Annotated in this window: 18 protein-coding genes, 1 pseudogene and 1 riboswitch; of the genes and pseudogenes, 5 read left to right on the top strand and 14 right to left on the bottom strand. The window is 62.5% G+C overall.

Annotated features, from left to right (window positions below):
• Nucleotides 1-32: 32 nt before the first annotated feature.
• From ACOYO3_RS10150 to cbiB, 6 genes are all read right to left on the bottom strand, one after another.
• Nucleotides 33-1301, bottom strand: a complete 1269-nt coding sequence (locus tag ACOYO3_RS10150; RefSeq protein WP_427305874.1) for a CbiX/SirB N-terminal domain-containing protein — start codon at nt 1299-1301, stop codon at nt 33-35.
• A gap of 2 nt (nt 1302-1303) precedes the next feature.
• Nucleotides 1304-3868 carry a precorrin-3B C(17)-methyltransferase gene (cobJ, locus tag ACOYO3_RS10155; protein ID WP_427305875.1) on the bottom strand — a complete coding sequence of 855 codons (2565 nt, stop codon included), beginning with the start codon at nt 3866-3868 and terminating at the stop codon, nt 1304-1306.
• Nucleotides 3865-4836, bottom strand: coding sequence for a precorrin-4 C(11)-methyltransferase (gene cobM / locus ACOYO3_RS10160; protein WP_002515099.1), 972 nt, complete (start codon nt 4834-4836; stop codon nt 3865-3867). Before cobM ends, cobJ begins: the two co-directional genes overlap by 4 nt.
• Complete coding sequence (cobI, locus tag ACOYO3_RS10165) at nt 4833-5588, bottom strand: precorrin-2 C(20)-methyltransferase (protein ID WP_002524282.1); 756 nt, start codon at nt 5586-5588, stop codon at nt 4833-4835. The genes cobM and cobI overlap by 4 nt, the downstream gene beginning before the upstream one ends.
• A gap of 21 nt (nt 5589-5609) precedes the next feature.
• Nucleotides 5610-5770, bottom strand: a riboswitch (cobalamin riboswitch).
• 144 nt (nt 5771-5914) lie between these two features.
• Nucleotides 5915-7387: a cobyric acid synthase gene (locus tag ACOYO3_RS10170; RefSeq protein WP_427305877.1), complete on the bottom strand. Its 1473-nt coding sequence runs from the start codon at nt 7385-7387 to the stop codon at nt 5915-5917.
• Nucleotides 7387-8301 carry an adenosylcobinamide-phosphate synthase CbiB gene (gene cbiB, locus ACOYO3_RS10175; protein WP_002518755.1) on the bottom strand — a complete coding sequence of 305 codons (915 nt, stop codon included), beginning with the start codon at nt 8299-8301 and terminating at the stop codon, nt 7387-7389. The genes ACOYO3_RS10170 and cbiB overlap by 1 nt, the downstream gene beginning before the upstream one ends.
• Nucleotides 8302-8484: 183 nt before the next feature.
• On the opposite strand from cbiB, the gene ACOYO3_RS10180 reads away from it, so the two are divergent.
• Complete coding sequence (locus ACOYO3_RS10180) at nt 8485-9039, top strand: histidine phosphatase family protein (RefSeq protein ID WP_306387886.1); 555 nt, start codon at nt 8485-8487, stop codon at nt 9037-9039.
• A gap of 77 nt (nt 9040-9116) precedes the next feature.
• On the opposite strand, the gene ACOYO3_RS10185 is transcribed toward ACOYO3_RS10180, so the two are convergent.
• From ACOYO3_RS10185 to ACOYO3_RS10210, 6 genes and pseudogenes are all read right to left on the bottom strand, one after another.
• Complete coding sequence (locus ACOYO3_RS10185) at nt 9117-9296, bottom strand: hypothetical protein (protein WP_002523078.1); 180 nt, start codon at nt 9294-9296, stop codon at nt 9117-9119.
• Between the two features lie 15 nt (nt 9297-9311).
• Complete coding sequence (locus ACOYO3_RS10190) at nt 9312-9932, bottom strand: response regulator (RefSeq protein WP_002515079.1); 621 nt, start codon at nt 9930-9932, stop codon at nt 9312-9314.
• 4 nt (nt 9933-9936) lie between these two features.
• The gene (locus ACOYO3_RS10195) at nt 9937-11103 is read right to left on the bottom strand and encodes a sensor histidine kinase (RefSeq protein ID WP_002524704.1); all 1167 of its coding nucleotides are present in this window, start codon (nt 11101-11103) and stop codon (nt 9937-9939) included.
• Nucleotides 11104-11166: 63 nt separating this feature from the next.
• Nucleotides 11167-11915, bottom strand: a pseudogene (locus ACOYO3_RS10200) (ABC transporter permease).
• Entirely contained in the window at nt 11912-12859 is a 948-nt protein-coding gene (locus ACOYO3_RS10205; RefSeq protein WP_002524703.1) for an ABC transporter ATP-binding protein, read from the bottom strand. Before ACOYO3_RS10205 ends, ACOYO3_RS10200 begins: the two are co-directional and overlap by 4 nt.
• A 131-nt stretch (nt 12860-12990) precedes the next feature.
• Nucleotides 12991-14007: an NADP-dependent oxidoreductase gene (locus tag ACOYO3_RS10210; RefSeq protein ID WP_002515058.1), complete on the bottom strand. Its 1017-nt coding sequence runs from the start codon at nt 14005-14007 to the stop codon at nt 12991-12993.
• 117 nt (nt 14008-14124) lie between these two features.
• On the opposite strand from ACOYO3_RS10210, the gene ACOYO3_RS10215 reads away from it, so the two are divergent.
• Nucleotides 14125-14640, top strand: coding sequence for an O-acetyl-ADP-ribose deacetylase (locus tag ACOYO3_RS10215; protein WP_002524702.1), 516 nt, complete (start codon nt 14125-14127; stop codon nt 14638-14640).
• 30 nt (nt 14641-14670) lie between these two features.
• Here ACOYO3_RS10215 and ACOYO3_RS10220 read toward each other — a convergent pair whose 3' ends face one another.
• Nucleotides 14671-15033 carry a DUF488 domain-containing protein gene (locus ACOYO3_RS10220; protein WP_002517429.1) on the bottom strand — a complete coding sequence of 121 codons (363 nt, stop codon included), beginning with the start codon at nt 15031-15033 and terminating at the stop codon, nt 14671-14673.
• A 24-nt stretch (nt 15034-15057) separates the two neighbouring features.
• The gene (locus ACOYO3_RS10225; RefSeq protein ID WP_002517377.1) at nt 15058-15888 is read right to left on the bottom strand and encodes a DedA family protein; all 831 of its coding nucleotides are present in this window, start codon (nt 15886-15888) and stop codon (nt 15058-15060) included.
• A gap of 119 nt (nt 15889-16007) precedes the next feature.
• Between ACOYO3_RS10225 and ACOYO3_RS10230 the strand changes: the two genes are divergently transcribed.
• From ACOYO3_RS10230 to ACOYO3_RS10240, 3 genes are read left to right on the top strand one after another with little or no spacing between them, the layout of a single operon-like run.
• Nucleotides 16008-16844, top strand: coding sequence for an ABC transporter ATP-binding protein (locus ACOYO3_RS10230; protein WP_002515103.1), 837 nt, complete (start codon nt 16008-16010; stop codon nt 16842-16844).
• Complete coding sequence (locus tag ACOYO3_RS10235) at nt 16841-17488, top strand: ABC transporter permease (RefSeq protein WP_002515068.1); 648 nt, start codon at nt 16841-16843, stop codon at nt 17486-17488. Before ACOYO3_RS10230 ends, ACOYO3_RS10235 begins: the two co-directional genes overlap by 4 nt.
• On the top strand, nt 17485-18180 hold the full coding sequence (locus ACOYO3_RS10240; protein WP_002515074.1) for an ABC transporter permease: 696 nt from the start codon (nt 17485-17487) through the stop codon (nt 18178-18180). Before ACOYO3_RS10235 ends, ACOYO3_RS10240 begins: the two co-directional genes overlap by 4 nt.
• The last annotated feature ends 5 nt before the right edge of the window (nt 18181-18185 follow it).

The raw sequence follows: 18185 nt of genomic DNA on the forward strand, positions 1-18185 counted from the left end.
ATCCCACGCCGTGTCATGAATGACCCTATTGATCAGCCTTGCAGGGCTCGCAGCACCTCATCCCGCAGCCTGGCAGAACGACGTGGGGTGCGGTCACCGACGACGCTGACTGTCATGCCGCCAGCCTGCTGGGTGGCCGGGGTGAAAGCACTGCCCTTGCGGCTGTTATCGCCACGCACGCAGAAGATGCCTCGCCTGTCGGCCTCTTCGGCCACCAGAGCATTGACTTCTGGATCGTTCGTGAGTGCCTGGACGAACCACACTCCGTCAAGATCCTTAGTCTGGAAAGCCCGACGTTCTAGGTTCACCAATCCTTTACGGAACATGCGGGTGAGCTGGATGCCAGAGTTTGGGGCCACGACATGCACGTCGGCGCCCGCCTCCAACAACCGCACCACGCGACGCTCCGCTACGTGCCCAGCACCGACGACCAGCACCTTGCGCCCCTGCAACCTCAGGCCCGACATATAAACGGGGGCCCCTTCCCCCAGACCGACCTCGTCGAGAGGCTCGCGGTAACGATCGACGACGACATCTGCGACCTCGTCAAAGTCACCAATCACCGGAGCAATACGGATCTCGACTCCGGGGTGGCTAGCTTGCCAGGCCTCCACCTGTTCGGTCATCCACACATGTAGCAGGCCTGGGAACAAGAAATTGCCCTGTACGACGATCTGGTCGGCCCCCTGCGCGGCTAAGGCAGACAAAGCTTCCGGGACTGACGGACGAGTCACCTGAATGAAAGCAGGCTCGACCCGCGACAGGTCGTTTTCCTCCCAGAACATTCGCGTCAGGGTGTAGTGAGAGGCGTTGGCGTCAGGCACTAGGGCGCCACGCCCCACGAGCACTGCCGACGTGTCCCGGGGCCTCCACTCCTCGCGTCCTTCACCGGCGGCAAGGGTCTCGGTGAGACGATGGTTGAGGGCCTTGCGCATCCGAACGTCCGGCAACAGCGGGGCGGAATACATCACCCGGGCGTCCCCGCGGCCCTCGTCAATTGCCTCCGGAATATCCTCGCGGACGTGACCGCCGGTGTTGAACATCAGTGGCACGACGACAGCGGCTGCCTCCTCGTCGCCGTCGGCTCCCTCGGGATTGTCTGGGGCCTGGGCGACGGCGGCACGGACGGCCTCGGGGATGCCGGGTTCAGCGAGCTCGACGAACCCTAGTTCCACCGGGATACCAGGCAGCTTGCGAGCAACGCGCTCAGCCAAAGCACGGCACTCGGCCACACCTGCCTCGTCGCGGGTGCCGTGGGCAGCGATGACCAGCGGAGTTCCGCTGGCGAGGGGATCGGTCATTTCTAATCCTTTGTGTCGTTTATGGGCTTAGACATGCGAGTGGAGTGAACCGGAGGCTTGGAGAGATACGTCTCTTCGTCGGCCCTGGGCAGGTCCTTGTGGGTGTAGTTTTTGCGAGCCTCACTACACACGTGCCCGTCCATCCAGTGGTAGTCACGCGGGGTGACCATGAGACGTCGTCCATCACCGGAGCTGACGTACTTGGTCGTCGTCGAGCCGACGACAACCAAGGTTGTCATGCCACACCACTCGGGCTTGAACTCTTCGAGGGTAGACATGATCACTTGCTGTTGACGGCGCTCAGCATGCGAGACCAGGGCCACCGGGGTGGAGGGCGGACGGTGCTCGGCCATGATCGCCAGAGCATCAGGGAGCTGGTGGGTACGAGTGCGCGAACGCGGATTATAGAAGGTGGTGACGAGGTCTCCCTCAGCAGCCGCCTTTACGCGCTTAAGGATGAGGTCCCAATCGGTATGCAGGTCCGACAGGGAGATAGTGGCGTGGTCATGGCCCAGCGGGGCACCGAGGATCGCCGAGATGGCGAGCTCTGCGGTGACTCCAGGGACGATCTCGACGTCGATACCGTCGGTGCCCATCTCCAGAGTAGGGGAGGCCATCGCGTAGATGGCCGGGTCGCCACCACACACGAAGGCCACATTGCGGCCGTCCCGGGTGGCCTCGATAGCGGCCTGAGTGCGCTCCTCTTCGGTGCCCATCTTGGTGGCCAGGATTGTGGCCCCTGGGCGCACCAGATCCCGTATCTGGCGGACATAAGGGGCGTAACCAGCGACGAACGTAGCATTGCGGATGGCCTCGACGGCGCGCGGAGTCAGCAGATCACGGGAGCCCGGTCCGAGCCCAACCACCGACAGATGGCCATGTGCCGGGATGCGGCCGATGGCGCAGGTAGCGTCCGAGGTTTTGGTCTTATGTACCAGCAACTCGGCCCCCTGACACAACACCGCGGCCTCACTGACGCTCGGTGTCCCGACCTCCCGGGCGACGACGTCGGAAGGTGTCGGGACATCGTGGGCGGCCAGAGCCTCGGCGGACTCAGTGCGATATTCCACACCGAGTTGGTTAGCCAGCTTCACCAAACCAAGCTCGCCGGCCTTAACCTCGTGGGACACCAAGCGGGTCACCGAACCGAGAGCCAGGCCGTTATCCTCCAAAGTCTTAACGAGGAGTTGACGCAGTGACTCGACCTCGGTGCCCTTGTTGCATCCCATCCCGACGACTAGACAGCTCGGATGCAAGACAACGGTAGGCAGGTCGTCACCATGATCGGCGAAGACGCGCTCTGCAACCCGCTCGGAAACGATAACCCGAGCAGCCGGGGTCTCGGCGTCCTCGGTGACGTTCTTGGGTAGCGGGGGCAACGGCCAAGGCTGCTCGCGGACGACGAGCACCGGATGTCCGGCGATGATCGATCCGGTTACACCCGCGACATCGCCCTCGTAGGCCCAGCCAAGCTGGTCGAGGGCCGGTACACCGAGGGAGTCGGTAGCGGTGGAGACAACCGCGGTACCGCTGAGGGCCTCGGCAACGGTGCGGGAGAGTTCGTTGGCTCCACCGACGTGACCACCCACCAACGGGATGGCAAAGCGTCCAGCCTCGTCAACGACGACCACTCCCGGGTCGGTCTTCTTGGACTCCAGTAGTGGGGCAATGATCCGCGTAGTAGCGCCCAGGGCCAAGTGGGAAATGATGAGATCGCACTCCCCCCATGCTGCGGCCAGACCGGTGCGCGATGGCCCGACATACTTCTTCGTCTCACGCTTGAGAGCGTGGTCAATGGCCTCGGCGTGGGCTACGGCAGCGTCGGAGTTGATGATCTGTCCGATGATCGGGTCACGATCGGAACCGTCGGGGTTGGTGTCGGAACCTGGCTGCGGGGCGTCGGGACCGTTGACGTTGACATCACCAGCGAGCTCGGGGTTGACGCCGAGGGCCTCCGGAGAATCCGGATGGTGCTCAAGCACCAGCACGACGTTGGGGCTAAGGATGTCCTCATCGGCGATAACGGCTTTGGCAGCGTCCTCGTCCAGAACGCGTACTCGCTGACCCTCTTCACCGATCTTCTCGGCCAGCACGAAGGTCTTGCCGCGACCTGCAAGCCCATCAACCAGCTCAGCGAGACCTCGATTGGGCGCCGTCAGCACGCCAACCTTGGGATGGATCTTCGCAAGCCGAACGGCCGTTTCGATGTCCTTGGAGTGGGAGGAGACAAACTGGGCGTCATCCCACGGCAGGGCGACCGCGGCGAACGCTGCCTGCAAAGAGGTCGGAGCCGTCACCACCTCGACACGCAAACCGGCCTGTCGGATCCGGCGAACCACACCGAAAAACAGCGGGTCACCGGAGGCGATAACAACGACGTTGGCGTCGTCAGGCAGCGACTGGATCCGCTCAATGGCAGGCCCGATAAGTCCAAGTTTCTGACGCTTATCGTCGGGGACAGCGAGGGCATCAAGGTGACGCTGACCACCGACGACGAGATCAGCCTGGGTAACTTCCTCGCGCAGGGCGTCGCTAATAGTGCCGAGATATCCGTGGACGCGAATCATGAATTGCCCTTCGTGTCGGGGTTCGTGGAGTTCCGGTGGTAGACGCCGCAGGTACCGTGAGCCTTGAGGTCAGCGTGGGCCTGAGCGTCGGCTGCGCGATACTCGTGACGAAAACCGGGATGATAGAGGTGGCTGCGGGTGGAGATCGGCCCCTCTGCCAGCGCCGGGCCCACGAGGACGACCGCATGCTTCCACAGCTTGTGGTTACGCATCGTCTCCGACAGGTGAGCCAGGTCGCAGCGGAACATCATCTCCTCGGGCCAGGTCACCGCATACCCGATGATGCAGGGGGTCTCCGGCAGATATCCGCCCTCCAGTAAGGCCTCCTGAAGCGCCTTGTTACGGGCCGCTGACAGGTAGATTGCCATAGTCGCCCCATGACGGGCGAAGGAGGCAACGGTCTCACCGTCGGGCATGGGTGTGCGCCCGCCCTCGAGCCGGGTGAGGATGAGTGACTGAGAGACTTCCGGGACAGTGATCTCGACGTCCATCCGTGCAGCGGCAGCCGAGAAAGCAGAGATGCCAGGAATGGTCTCGAAGTCAATACCAATACGACGACACAGGTCACGCTGTTCTGCGGTAGCCCCGTAGATGGACGGGTCACCGGTGTGGACCCTGGCCACCATCAGGCCCTCGTCGCGGGCGCGGGTGTAGAGAGGTTCAAGGTCCTCCAAGGGGATAGAGGCGGAGTCGATGAGCTCAGCGCCCTCCTTGTGACGGGCAACCATGTCGGGATGTACCAGGCTGGAGGCCCAGATGATGATGTCGGCGGTTTCAATGACCCGAGCGCCGCGCACACTCACCAAGTCTGGGGCACCCGGTCCGGCTCCAACGAAAACGACCTTGCCGGCTCCTTCGGGGATGTCACGACGGGGCACCGGCGGCGGCTCGATGACGTTGTGGTCTAAATCCTCCAGAGCCTTCTCAGACACATGCTGGGTGGGCCGTGCGGCCTGAGGTTCGCTCACAGTTTCCCTCCTGTGGTGGTGCGCTCCGGAGTGGTCAAGACGGTCGAGAAATACGGCAGAGTCTGCGCGTCAGCCACTTCGTCAAGGGTGATGATCTGCTCGGATTCCAAGGTGACGTCGGTGCCGATGACAGCCTGACGGTCCCGGCTGCGCAACTGCTCGACGACGTCGGGGAGTTTACGTCCGCCCTTGTAGATCGCAACCGAGTCAACGAGGTCGAGGACCTGCCCAAGTTTGCTGATGCCGACGGTAGCCGGGACGAGGGCCAGGATCTCCTTGCCCTCGACGAGTGGACGCCCGGATGCAGCCGACAGGGCCTGCATGGCGGTAATGCCAGGGCTCAACTCGACGGTGACGTCGGGCAGCCTCTCCTCAACGTTGGCACGCAGATAGGTGAAGGTAGAGAAAACAGTCGGATCACCGACGGTGGCAAGGGCGACGGTACGGGCTCCCTCATCAAAAGCTGTAACCACGGCGTCGGAGGAGACCTGCCAGGAGGCCTTGCGCTTTTCACCGACACCGGACCTCTCCCGCATTGAGAAGGGGATGCGTCTGATACGCCCGGCGATCTCGGGGGCGACAGCTGTGATGATGCTCTCGGCACGCCCCGGACCATCAGTGGTGGCCTCGGTGTAGGGAACGAGGATCACGTCTGCCTCGCGCAAGATGCGTACGGTTTTCACGGTGACCAGTTCCGGGTCGCCCGGGCCGACTCCCACTCCGAAAAGCGTGCGTGACGTGGCATCGTTCATGTGGTTCTCCTCAGGTACCCTCGCCTGACGGTTTGTTCGGCAGGAACCGGGCAGAGCGTCTGGCTGCACCGCATGGGGTGTCTCACAGTGGCGGGACCGCTCCGGAATCTCACCGGATTGCTCATCGCTCGATCGCATATCGAGCATAGCCGAGACGAGACACCACACACACCTAATGCTGCGGTAGCGAGGAACACATCACCGCACCGCATAACGGGTTCTCTGTCGCCGCCGTGGTGTTCTTGCACACTCACAGCCTGAACCAGGTCATCTGAGAACAAGGTGGCCGAGTTCATCGCCGAGTAGGAAAATCCTCAACCGCCAGATCAACGCACCAGGTGCAGTATCCGATCGACATCGACGTGAGCCTCTAACGCGTCGGCAAGGGTTTCGATCATCGCCTCGCGTCGAGCCTGATAACCCAGCTCGTCAGAGTGCGGACGCCAGGATGAACCAGCGTGACGGGCCGCGTCAGCCAGCCACGTGCGACGGAATTCGTCGTGCTCGAATGCCCCGTGCCACATCGTCCCCCATACCGGACCGACGTGTACGCCGTCGAGGAAGGCTTCAGCGTCCTCAAGCGAACGACAGACGCCGTGATGGATTTCATAGCCACCAACCTCGATCCCCCGCCATGTCCCGTGCGACAAGGCAAGGGTCTTCGTGGCGGCGAAGTCCACCTCGACCGGCAGCAGTCCAAGCCCTTCGACGACACTTCCTGGAGTCGTCTCCTGACCATCGGGGTCGAGGATAGTCCGGCACAGCATCTGGTACCCGCCACAAATGCCCACCACGGTGCGCCCCTGCTCGGCACGGCGAGCCACGACGTCAGCGATGCCCGAGCGTCGCAACCATTCCAAGTCGGACACTGTGGACCGCGACCCCGGCAGAACGAGAACGTCAGCGGCCTGACACGTATCCGGGTTTGTCGTCACCTGGACGTCCACCCCCGTCTCGCCAGCCATGGCGTCGACGTCGGTGGCGTTGGAGATGCGCGGGAACCGCACCACCGCAACCCGTAAGGATGACGGGCCGACGGCGTCTCCCTCGTGACGCCACCGCCCCACTTCCAAGGCGTCCTCGCCATCGAGCCACACCCCCGGGACCCAGGGCAACACCCCGAAACTCGGCATCCCGGTACGATCGGTGATCTCCTCAAGCCCGGGAGCGAGGATGGCATCGTCACCACGGAACTTGTTGACGATGTAACCGGCCAACAGAGCCCGGTCGTCATCGTCGAGAAGTGCCCAGGTGCCAAAGAGACTTGCCAGAACCCCGCCGCGGTCAATGTCACCGACAAGCACGACCGGCAGGTTCTTGGCCCGAGCCAACCCCATATTCGTGTAGTCGCCTCGGCGCAGGTTGATCTCGGCCGGAGACCCAGCTCCCTCACAGATCACCATGTCGTGGGACGCGGCAAGCTCGTCATAGGCAGCCCATGCGGCCTCGGCCAGGTATCGCCGTCCGGTGGTGTATTCCCCCGCCTCCAACACTCCACCGGGCTTTCCCCGCAACACGACGAAGGAGCGCCGATCAGTGCCCGGTTTAAGCAACACCGGATTCATGGCAGATGTTGGTGTGACCCCGGCTGCAGTGGCCTGGAGGTACTGGGCTCGGCCGATTTCGGAACCGTCTGCGCACACCATCGAGTTGTTTGACATGTTCTGGGCTTTGAAAGGCACCACGTCGACGCCGCGACGTCGGGCGACCCGGCACAAGGCGGTAACGACGAGGGATTTACCCGCGTCCGACGATGTTCCGGCAACGAGGATTCCGGTCATGGTGAGTCTCCTTGTCATCAACGCCTTGTGCTGTGCGGCAGAAGACCGCGCGGAATCAGGCCGCCGTAGAACAGCACATGGGCCACACTGGCCAGCCCTGCGACAGCACACCAGGTGGCTGCCGTGGTGACCGTGGTGACCAGGCGCGCCGCGTCGGCCGTCTTGTCAGCATCGGGACGGGTCCCGGACCCCAGTAAGGGGCGGAACTCCACCCGGTTGCCGTAGTAGACGTTACGTCCGCCGAGTTGAACACCGAGGGCCGCTGCCCAGGCCGACTCGCACCAGCCACCGTTGGGACTGGGATGGTGGCCATGCTCGGCCCGCACCACTCGCCATGTAGTTTTCCGATCGCCTCCGACCGTTGAGGCACACCCAGCGGCCAAGGCTCCGGTGAACCGAGCTGGCACCCAGTTGACAACGTCGTCGAGGTAAGCGGCCACCTTGCCGAAGTGCTCGTAGCGGTCGTTATGGTGGCCGATCATGGCGTCAAGGGTGTTGGCCCCGCGGTGGACGAGCAGCCCAGGCAACCCGGCGACCGCGCCCCACCAGAGCGATGCGACTGCGGCGTCGGAGGCGTTCTCGGCCATCGACTCGACGGCGCCCCGGGCTATCTCGGCGGCGTCGAGGGCGTCAGGGTCACGCCCACACAGGTGCGGTAGACGCTTCCGCGCGGCAACCAGGTCGCCATTGGCCAAATGGCCGGCCATCGCCCGGCCTTCGCGAGCCAGAGATGCGGACCCGACGACGGCCCACGTGGCCAAGGCGGTGGTGGCGATACGGAGCGCCGGTCGGTTTCGGGTGAGGCGATCAACGGCGCCTCCGATCACCGCAAGCGGCGTCAAGCAGGTGACAGTAAAGAGGGTCCCGCGTCGCGTCGAATCCGCGTACATGGTCTTTTCTAGCCGGGCGACCGCCGCACCGAAGACGGCCACCGGATGGTGGGTTTGCGGGTCAGGCACGATGTGGTCGGCGATAATGCCCAGCCCCAGACCAGCAGCCCGGCAGAGCAGACCGACGGCAACGTGGCGGCGTGGCGTGATCGACATGCCTCACACCTTATCGAGATCGAGTTATCGAGCGGCCCCGGTAGCCTTCCTAAGGTGAGCCGCATCGTCATCGTCAGGCACGGACAGTCAACATGGAATCGTCAAGGACGCATCCAAGGACAGACCATGGGTGTTCGGCTAACGATGCGCGGACGAAGTCAGGCTCGCCAGGCCGCTCGCACGGTGGCAGATCTGGTGCCCCACGGCACCCCGACCATCGCCTCGGACCAGAAGCGAGCAGTGCAAACGGCCCGTCCCATCGCACGAGTTTTGGGAGTGCAGGTGATGACGGATCCGCGGCTGCGAGAGCAGGGGCTGGGGGCCATGGAGGGGCACACCGCCGATGAGCTCGAACCTCTCCCCCAGCCAACGGGGGTACATCCGGCCGACGTGCGATGGGCCGGCGGGGAGTCGCTCGCAGATGTGGCTGAGCGGTGTCACAGCCTGCTGGACGACTTAGCAGCTCGTCATCTGTCGGCAATCGTGCTCGTCACGCACGGTGACACTATGCGGATCCTACTGGGGATTCTCGATGGTCGTAGTCACCGGGACCTCGACTGGGATCTCTCGTTGACGAACGGAAGCGTCATGGTACGAAATGTGGACCTGGGCGAATTACATTGACGGCCTTTGCGGTCGTAACCAGTCAACCGGACGCTCCATCCCCCACCCCCGAAGCCCGCAAGACCGTACTTTCCACGTCATCGAGCGCGTACTCGACGATCGTCCGAAAAGATGTTTCCCGTAGCACTGGGAGACGTGTAGCGGGATTCGCGACCGACTCGAACGCTGCGGGCAATCTGCGTCATACTCTCAGCCTTGGCGATGTCAGACTGTTGGCTGGCTGCATCCCTGCCGACGAGCAATGATCTGGGCCACATCACGAACGACGACCCTCACAGCCACCCCCGACGTCGAGCCGTGACAGCCGCCTCAGTGCGATTCGCCGCGCCCGTCTTGCCAATAGCCGAGGACACGTGGTTACGCACCGTACCCACTGACAGGCACAGCTCGGAAGCGATGAGGGAGATCGATGCTCCCGACTCGGCCAGCCGCAGGATCTCCCGTTCCCGGCCTGACAAGGGATTGTGACCCTCGATGAGGGATTCAGCGGCCAAGGCCGGGTCGATGGCCCTACCTCCGGCGTGGACCTTGCGCACCACCTGGGCCAGATCCTCGGCAGGGGTGTCTTTAACAAGGAATCCAGCCACACCGGCGTCCATGGCTCGCCGCAGATATCCCGGTCGCCCGAAGGTCGTCACGATGAGAATTCGACACCACGGCGCCTGGTCCCTCAGCTCGGCGGCGACCGTGATCCCGTCAAGACCAGGCATCTCGATGTCGAGCAAACACACGTCAGCGTAAGTATCCTGCACCAGGCCAACCACCTCGTCACCTCGCCCGCACGTGCCGACGATCTCCAGGTCGTCCTCCATGCCGAGCAGGGCTGCCAGAGCTCCGCGTACAAGGGTCTGGTCGTCGGCTAGCACGAGTCTGATCGGGGTCTTGTCGATCATGGCCTCAGCCTGTCACGACAATCCGGGTACCGTGGCCACGCTCCCCCGGCCCGATCCACAACTCTCCCCCGGCTGCCTCAACCCGTCGACGCATACCCGTTAAACCGTTGCCCTCGGGAGCGCCTCCTCGACCGCGACCATTATCGCTGATGACCAGAATCTCGTCATCGATCTCGACGCAGCAGGTATGGGCCTGCGCGTGACGCACCACATTCGTTACCGCCTCGCGCAGCACCCATCCGCGCACCGTGTCGAACTCCGAGCCCTCGCCATGGCACCCGCCTTGGACATCGGTACGCGTGTCGGAGACCACACACTCAACACCGGCAGCCTCGAGTGCGGTACGAGCTGCGGCAAGTTGAGCATCGACTCCCATGTGGGCCATGTCACTGACCAGTTCTCGCACCTGCGCCAGAGCACGGCGCGTCAATCCGTGCAGTTCGACCGCCTGGGCACGCGCAGCGTCCGGGTCGGTGCCAATGAGGCGTTCCGCCAACTGAGCCTTCATGGCCATAACCGTGAGCGTCTGGCCGAGCAGGTCGTGGACATCAGAGGCGACCTGCTCGCGTTCCTCCAGACGTGCCAGGACGTCCTGCTCTGCTTGACAAGCCAACTGCCCCCGGCAGGCCGTCCGCTCCAAGACCCCCACCACCGTCACTAGAGCAACCGAGATGGCCCAACTGATCGCCCACGGCATCAGGTCCGGCACGGTCCACACCAGCACAGCTATCCCGACGACCTCGATGGCGAGCGTGATCTCTAGGGCTACCTCAGGCATCTGGAAGACAGCGAAGGCTATCGGGTATACCAGCGCACTTGCCACCATCTTGGGGCTGACAAGGGCCAACAGGGCGCACAAGACCACGAGCACAACCTGACCCACGATGGCGCTTCTACGAACCTGACGTTTCGTGTACCACAGTTCCAGCCCGTCAACATGCCACCAGAACAGCGTCAGATAGAACAGCGCGAAGATGGTCAGCCCCACCCAGCCCAAAGCGATGCGCCATGGCGGTAAATGCGAGCTCTGAAGGGACACTACGGTATAGGCGAGGAAGACGAGCCAGATACCAGCAGCGAGGGCGTTGCGGTTGCGACGCCGCAAGGGAATCGGATGCGATGCCCCTACGATTACTACCATGGCGGAGTCCTTCCTGCTAGCCTCGTGCATTCCAGGGGTGTTGTCCTGATCGATTTCGTCCCCGATGTGGATTTCTCGTCTGCTCCGATCCTCTCAGCGGTTCTGACGACGTCTACCCGCCAGCACTGCCACGATCCCCATGATTATCGTCCAAGCGATGATACTGACGACAGGACGCACACCGGCTCGTCGATCACGCCACGCATCGTCACCATCTGCTGCCCGATGAGCGGCATCCGCGTCAGCTGGCCGGGCCCATACATTGGGGTGAATCGTGACAGCTTGAGCATGAATCCATTCAGCGGGATGAACATATTGCCTAGAAAGGCCACGGCAACGGTACAGAAGGAGGTGATCCCAGTCGCAGCCTCGCCACGCACCAGCAAGGCGACGGCCAGACCGAACAAAGTGAAGGGCATCGAGCACACCCAGCACAGCAGGAAGGACCACAACCAGCGCAACCCATCGACGCGGGCATTGGTGATGGCACCCGTGGCGAACACGACCGCCAGCGGAACCAAAGCCACAGTTTCGATCGCCAGCACCTTTGAAAAGACGTATTTCAACGGTGTCATCGGGGTGAGCGCCAGCTGACGACCCCATCCGCGCTGCTGTTCGAGAGCGGCGTGGGATCCCCATGTGGTGACGGCCAGGACGGCCCCGTAAACGGCCATGGAGACCATGATCGTTGCCTTGACGTTTCCGTGGGCAACGGCGGCGTCGGTGTACGACTGGGTGGCTCCGAAGATGAGGTAGAAACCGGCAGGCATGAGTACGGTGAAGATGGTGCCGCCGGTGTTGCGAAGCAACCTGCGGATGTCGAGAAGCGCGTAGGTGATCATGCTGCTGCCTCCCAGTCGTCAGCATCGTCACGGGAATCATTGGAGCCTGTGAGCCGGACGAAGGCGTCCTCAAGGGTCGTCGTCGAGATGAGCAGTCCGTGAGCGTCGGTGTGGGCCAGAAGGTAACGAGCCAGGTCGTCAGGCTGACTAGTGTGCACGATGAGTTGCTGGCCCCGGACGGTGACGTCGTTAATCCCAGGGAAGGTGTGCAGACCCTCGGCCAGTCCGGAGGGATCGGTGAGGGTCGCCCTGACAATGGATCCGGACACCGAGGCGCGAACCTCATTGATGGGACCGTCCGCGACGAGCTGTCCACCACTGACGAGGACGACGCGACGGGCGAAGGAATCGGCCTCCTCGATGTAGTGGGTGGCGAAAATGACCGTACGCCCGGCGTCGGCCTCCTCACCCATGACCTGCCAGAAATGGCGACGAGCCTCAACGTCCAGGCCGGTTGTCGGCTCGTCGAGGATAAGCACATCGGGTTTAGGCAGCATCGCGAGGGCGAAACGAAGTCGCTGCCGCTGACCCCCCGAGCATTTGCCGACCTTGGTTCCGGCGAATGGGGCCAACTCCCACCTTTCGATGAGGGGCTTGACCCTCGAACGCTGCCCGTGTGCGGCAGCGATGGCCTTCATGGTCTCTGCGACGGTGAAGTCGGGTAGCAGCCCGCCGGTTTGAAAGACGGCGCTGATGCAACCAGTACGTGCGGCTGTTCTCGGATCGGAGCCCAGGACACTGACCTTCCCACTGTCGGGTCTGGTCATGCCAAGAAGCATGTCGACGGTCGTGGATTTGCCGGCTCCGTTAGGCCCGAGGAAGGCCATGACCTCTCCGCGGTTGATCGTCATTGACAAGTGGTCGACGGCAATGAGGCGTTCGCGGCTGCCGGTTTGGGGGAACGACTTGACGAGATCGCGTATCTCTATCGCTGGTTTGTCCATGGCTCCAGTCTCGAATCGACAAGACTGGAGCCACCATCCTTCAATGTCACAACTTGGCCATGACATTCGTCACGGCCATCAGCGTGGGCTGACAATCAGAACGTGCTAACGAGTTGGCTGGCCCCCGCAACTCACAACCGGACTAGCATCTTCCCGGTGTTGGCGCCGTCGAGCATGTCGATGAACGCTTGTGGAGCCGCGTCGAGGCCGTCACGAAAAGTCTCGTCCCAGTGGATTTCGTCGGCCGGCAGCCACTCGGCCATCCGCTGTTGGAACTCCGGACGGACCTCCTCGGCATACTTAGCGATGACGAAGCCACGTAGGGTGAGGCGTTTCCCGATGGCCAATGCGAGATTTCGGGGGGCACAAGGCGGTTCGACGGAGTTGTACTGGGATATCGCCCCACACATCGCTACCCGACCGTCGATGTTGAGATGATCAATGGCGGCCTCCAGATGATCGCCACCAACGTTGTCGTAGTAGACGTCAATGCCATCGGGGGCTGCCTGCCCAAGCAACTCGGTACTCGGACCGTCGTGATAGTTGAAAGCGGCGTCGAAGCCGAGCTCACGCAACCGGGCAACCTTAGCGTCAGTGCCAGCCGAACCAATGACCCGAGAGGCACCGAGCAGCCGTGCTAGCTGACCAACCATCGATCCGACGGCTCCGGCAGCTCCAGAAACGAAGACGGCGTCACCAGCCTTCATCTCGGCGGCACGAGTCAGGCCAGCGTAGGCGGTGAGCCCAGTCATTCCCAGCACACTCAGATATGCCGACGCAGGGGCGATGTCGGTGTCAATGATGTGTGCATCACCGGCGTTAAGGACGGCATGCTCTCTCCACCCGAGCTGGTGACTGACGTGGCTACCTTCCGGAATATCCTCGCTGCGCGACTCGATGACGGTACCGACGGCACCCCCGTCAAGGGGCCGGTCAATGTGGAAAGGCGGCACATAGGACTTGACGTCGTTCATCCGACCACGCATGTACGGATCGACCGACATGACGTCATTGGCAACCAGGATTTGACCGTCGGATAGCTCGGGGAGGCTGATCTCCTCAATGCGAAAGTTGTCCTCGGTCGGTGCGCCGTGCGGGCGCGAGGCCAGGTGGACGGCACGGGTGGTCGTGGGACGTGTGGTGCTCATGGGGGTACTCCTCTTCTCGACACCGCTACAGCATTACTTGCCAACTCTCGCGCGAGCATCGCGGTCACACCAGACGATTCCGCGGAGGGTGATCGCGGGTCATGCACAATAGGGGCCATGGCTGACATCACGATCCTTCGAGCAGACATCACCACCCTCGACGTCGATGCTGTCGTCAACGCGGCAAACCGTCAGTTGGCTGGCGGCGGCGGGGTTGATGGAGCCATCCACCGGGCCGCTGGACCAGAACTGTCACAGGCATGCCGGAAGCTACGCGAAACCACCCTGACCGATGGTCTGCCCACCGGTCAGTCGGTAGCCACCACTGCCGGAAAGATGCCCGCGAAGTGGGTCATCCACACCGTCGGCCCGGTATGGGCTAAGACCATCGACAAGTCTGACCAGCTCGCCTCCTGCTATCGCACCTCTCTGCACGTGGCCGACGAGATCGACGCGCGAACCATTGCTTTTCCGACCATCTCTGCCGGGGTCTACGGCTACCCGATGGACGAGGCGACTCGGATCGCCGTCGAGACCTGCCGACAGACCGTCACCAAGGTAGACACGATTTACCTCGTTGCGTTCAATGCCGAGGCCGAGGCCGGTTATCGAGCTGCCCTCGGAGAGGAGTGATCCGGGTATTCGGGCGAGGACGCCGACAATTTAGTTAGCTAGCTCGGTAAGGATGCGTTCCAGCACAACAGCGTGATTGACCTCGCGATCACCAGCACCATAGAGCAAAATCACCTCATCGCGCCCGGCACATTCCTCCAGGAATGTCTTCGCGGCACCGGACTCGTCAAGCTCGACTTCATAGCGGCCTGCGAACTCGTCGAAACGCTCAGGATCGTGGTTCCACCACGTACGCAGCTGGGAGGACGGGGCAAGATCGGTGCGCCGCTCGTCGAGTCGAGCGTCATCCTTCTTGACCCCTCGCGGCCACATCCGATCAACCAATACCCGGTACCCCTCGGCAGGGCCCTTCTTGAGGTCATCACGAATGTTCACTGCGCGGAAAATCGTCATGTCTTCCACTGTGTCACGCGAGGGTTAAGCCTTCTGCTTCTTTTTGACGAAGATGGGTGCCAAGATGACGATGATGAGAGCGATAGCCACCCAATTAGCAATCTTGGCGTAGTACTTGAGGGCGTCAACGATGGGATCGCCCACTCCCCAGCCCAGTCCCAGATATCCTAGATTCCAGATGGTCGCGGCGACGAAGTCCAGAGCAATAAACCACCTCACCTTCATCCCAGATGCCCCCGTTAAGACGAACACAACCGGCATGATCGGAAGCGGGATCGGCACATAGGCGACAAGCACTCCCAGCCAGCCAAGCTTGCGAGCCCATTTCTCCGCCTGGTCATACCTGCGATGCGCCCGCTCGGATCGTCCAGCCCAGACCTCGATCATGCCCCGGCCCCACAGCTTGCCGGCCCACCAGTAGACCCAGTCGAGTTTGATCGACATAATCGAGCCCAACAACAGCCACCAAAGCCAGTACGGAGCCTGCCCCACTGATGCCAGCGCCCCGGTCGCAGCCGCACCGGTACGAGACCCGGTCAACCCCATGAGGATGGGCGGATCAAGACCGAGCAGCCAACCGCGCAATGGGAGCATCGCCAAGGAGAAGATGCCAAGGAAACCGATCCACCCCATGCACCAGTAGTCGGAGCGACCCGGCTTGTGGTTCCACGGCATGCCCTCGGCCTTCCACCACTCCTCCTCTGCTGAGGACTCGGTTCCGGTGGAGGATCGCGCCAGTTCGTCTTCAGCCACAGCCAGGGAGGTGGCGGCAACGGCAAAGGAATCCTTCTCACCTGCCGCCGCAGTGCTCATCTCATTCTGCACGCCGTTGAGGATACCCAGAACCGGTGACAACCCTGCATCGGCAATATCTGCCGAGAGGGGAACGCCCTACTCACAGCCCTATCTCAGCGGTAGCGTGGTATCTCGCTTCACCGAGCACACCCTAACCCCGCCGGGCGAGGAAGGACCACATGATCCGTTTCGACCACGTCAGCAAACGTTTCGATGACGGAACAGTCGCCGTCGACAACTTCGAACTGACAGTGGAATCACACCACCTGGTGGTCCTCCTGGGGTCTTCGGGGTGTGGCAAGACGACCCTGCTGCGGATGGTCAATCGGATGGTTGATCCATCTGAAGGACGAATACTCATCGACGACACTGATGTCGCCACCGTCAATCCGGTCAAGCTGCGCCGCCAGATCGGATACGTCATGCAATCGGGCGGATTGCTCCCCCACCGCACTGTTGTTGACAACATCGCCGCTGTGCCCCTTCTCTCGGGGGTTTCGCGGACTGCTGCCCGTACCCGAGCGATGGACTTACTCGAAAGAGTCGGCCTCGATTCTTCCTTGGCGCGTCGATACCCCACCCAACTATCAGGCGGGCAGCGACAACGAGTCGGGGTGGCACGCGCCCTGGCCGCCAACCCCGACATCCTCCTCATGGACGAGCCTTTCGGTGCTGTCGACCCGGTGGTGCGGACCGAGTTACAGCAGGGTCTGCTGCAAATCCAGGCGGATCTAGCAAAGACGATCGTCTTCGTCACCCATGACGTTGACGAGGCATTCCTGCTCGGCGACGAGGTGCTTGTCTTGCGGCGGGAAGCCCAGGTCGCGCAACGAGGGCGACCCGACGACGTCCTCCTCCATCCGATTGACGACTTCGTCTCCTCCTTCATTGGTGGCGATCGCCGGAACCTTCACATGGAGCGACATGATGACCACCCCACCATCGTTGATGCCGGTGGTCGACTCGTGGGGCGTTTCGCCAACCAGCCATCGACAACCGTCCGGGAGAATTCGTGAACACCCGATGGATTAGCGAGAACTGGGATCAGATTTGGCAGCTCACAAGCCACCACGCGGTGCTAGGCGTCACTCCCGTGCTACTGAGCCTATTACTGTCGGTCCCGTTGGGATGGTGGGCGCACCGCGCGCGAACCGCCAGGCGCATTCTTGTGCCGGGCGCGTCAGTCCTCTACGCCCTCCCTTCTCTGCCACTGTTCGTCCTTTTGCCGCTCATCCTCGGAACGAAGATCCTTGATCCGATCAACGTCGTCGTCGCGCTGACCCTGTACGGCATTGCCCTGCTGGTGCGCACCGCCACTGATGCCTTCGATTCGGTGGGACGATCGGTACGCCGTGATGCCGTCGCCATAGGCCACTCGGATTCCCAGGTGTTCTGGCGGGTCGCCTTGCCGCTCGCCGTTCCCGCGCTCGTTGCCGGAATGCGGGTGGTCTCGGCGTCCACCCTGTCCTTAGTCAGCGTTGGAGCCCTAGTCGGTGTGCCCTCTTTGGGTTACTTCTTCACCGATGGCTACCAGCGCTCCTTCCCCACCGAGATCTGGGTAGGAATTATCGGGACCCTGGTACTGGCGATCATCTTCGATCTCGTCATCGTCTGCGTCGGTCGCCTCCTGACTCCGTGGCGGAGGGCAGCGACGATATGAACCACATCGCAGCAGCTCTCACTTGGTTGACGACTTCCTCCCACTGGGCCGGTTCCGGATCTATCGGGGTCCGCATCGGCGAGCACCTTTGGTACACCTTGCTGGCACTCACCATCGCCGCCATCACCGCCATTCCTGCTGGGCTAGCTATCGGTCATACCGGTCGTGGAAAGACTATCGCAGTGGCTTGTTCTGGAGCTTTGCGTGCTCTCCCCTCTCTCGGCTTGCTCACTCTGCTAGCGATCTCGACAACGATCGGAATCGAGAATCCCGTCGTACCTTCCACCATCGTGCTAGCTATCCTGGCGATTCCACCCCTGCTGGCCGGTAGCTATTCCGGCGTAGACGCCATTGACGACGAGGTAGCTGACGGCGCTCGAGCCTGCGGCATGACAGAGATGCAGGTACTGGGCCGCGTCGAGTTGCCGCTAGCCACTCCCCTCCTCTTGGGCGGGTTGAGGTCGGCGGCCTTGCAGGTGATCGCGACGACGACAATATGTTCATATTTGGGCATGGGGGGTCTTGGCCGTTTCATCCTTGACGGGCTGGCGGTCTCCGACTACCCACAGATGCTCGCCGGATCCATCGTCATCATCGTGCTGGCTCTGGTTGTTGACGGGCTGCTCTGCCTCGTTACCCGCTTACTCACTGGCCCGGGTGTCAGACACGCCTTGGCCCTCACCCCGCAGTGATCCCA

Origin of the sequence: Cutibacterium sp. KBN10P07758 (assembly GCF_050286205.1) — a bacterium.
Taxonomy (GTDB): domain Bacteria; phylum Actinomycetota; class Actinomycetes; order Propionibacteriales; family Propionibacteriaceae; genus Cutibacterium; species Cutibacterium acnes.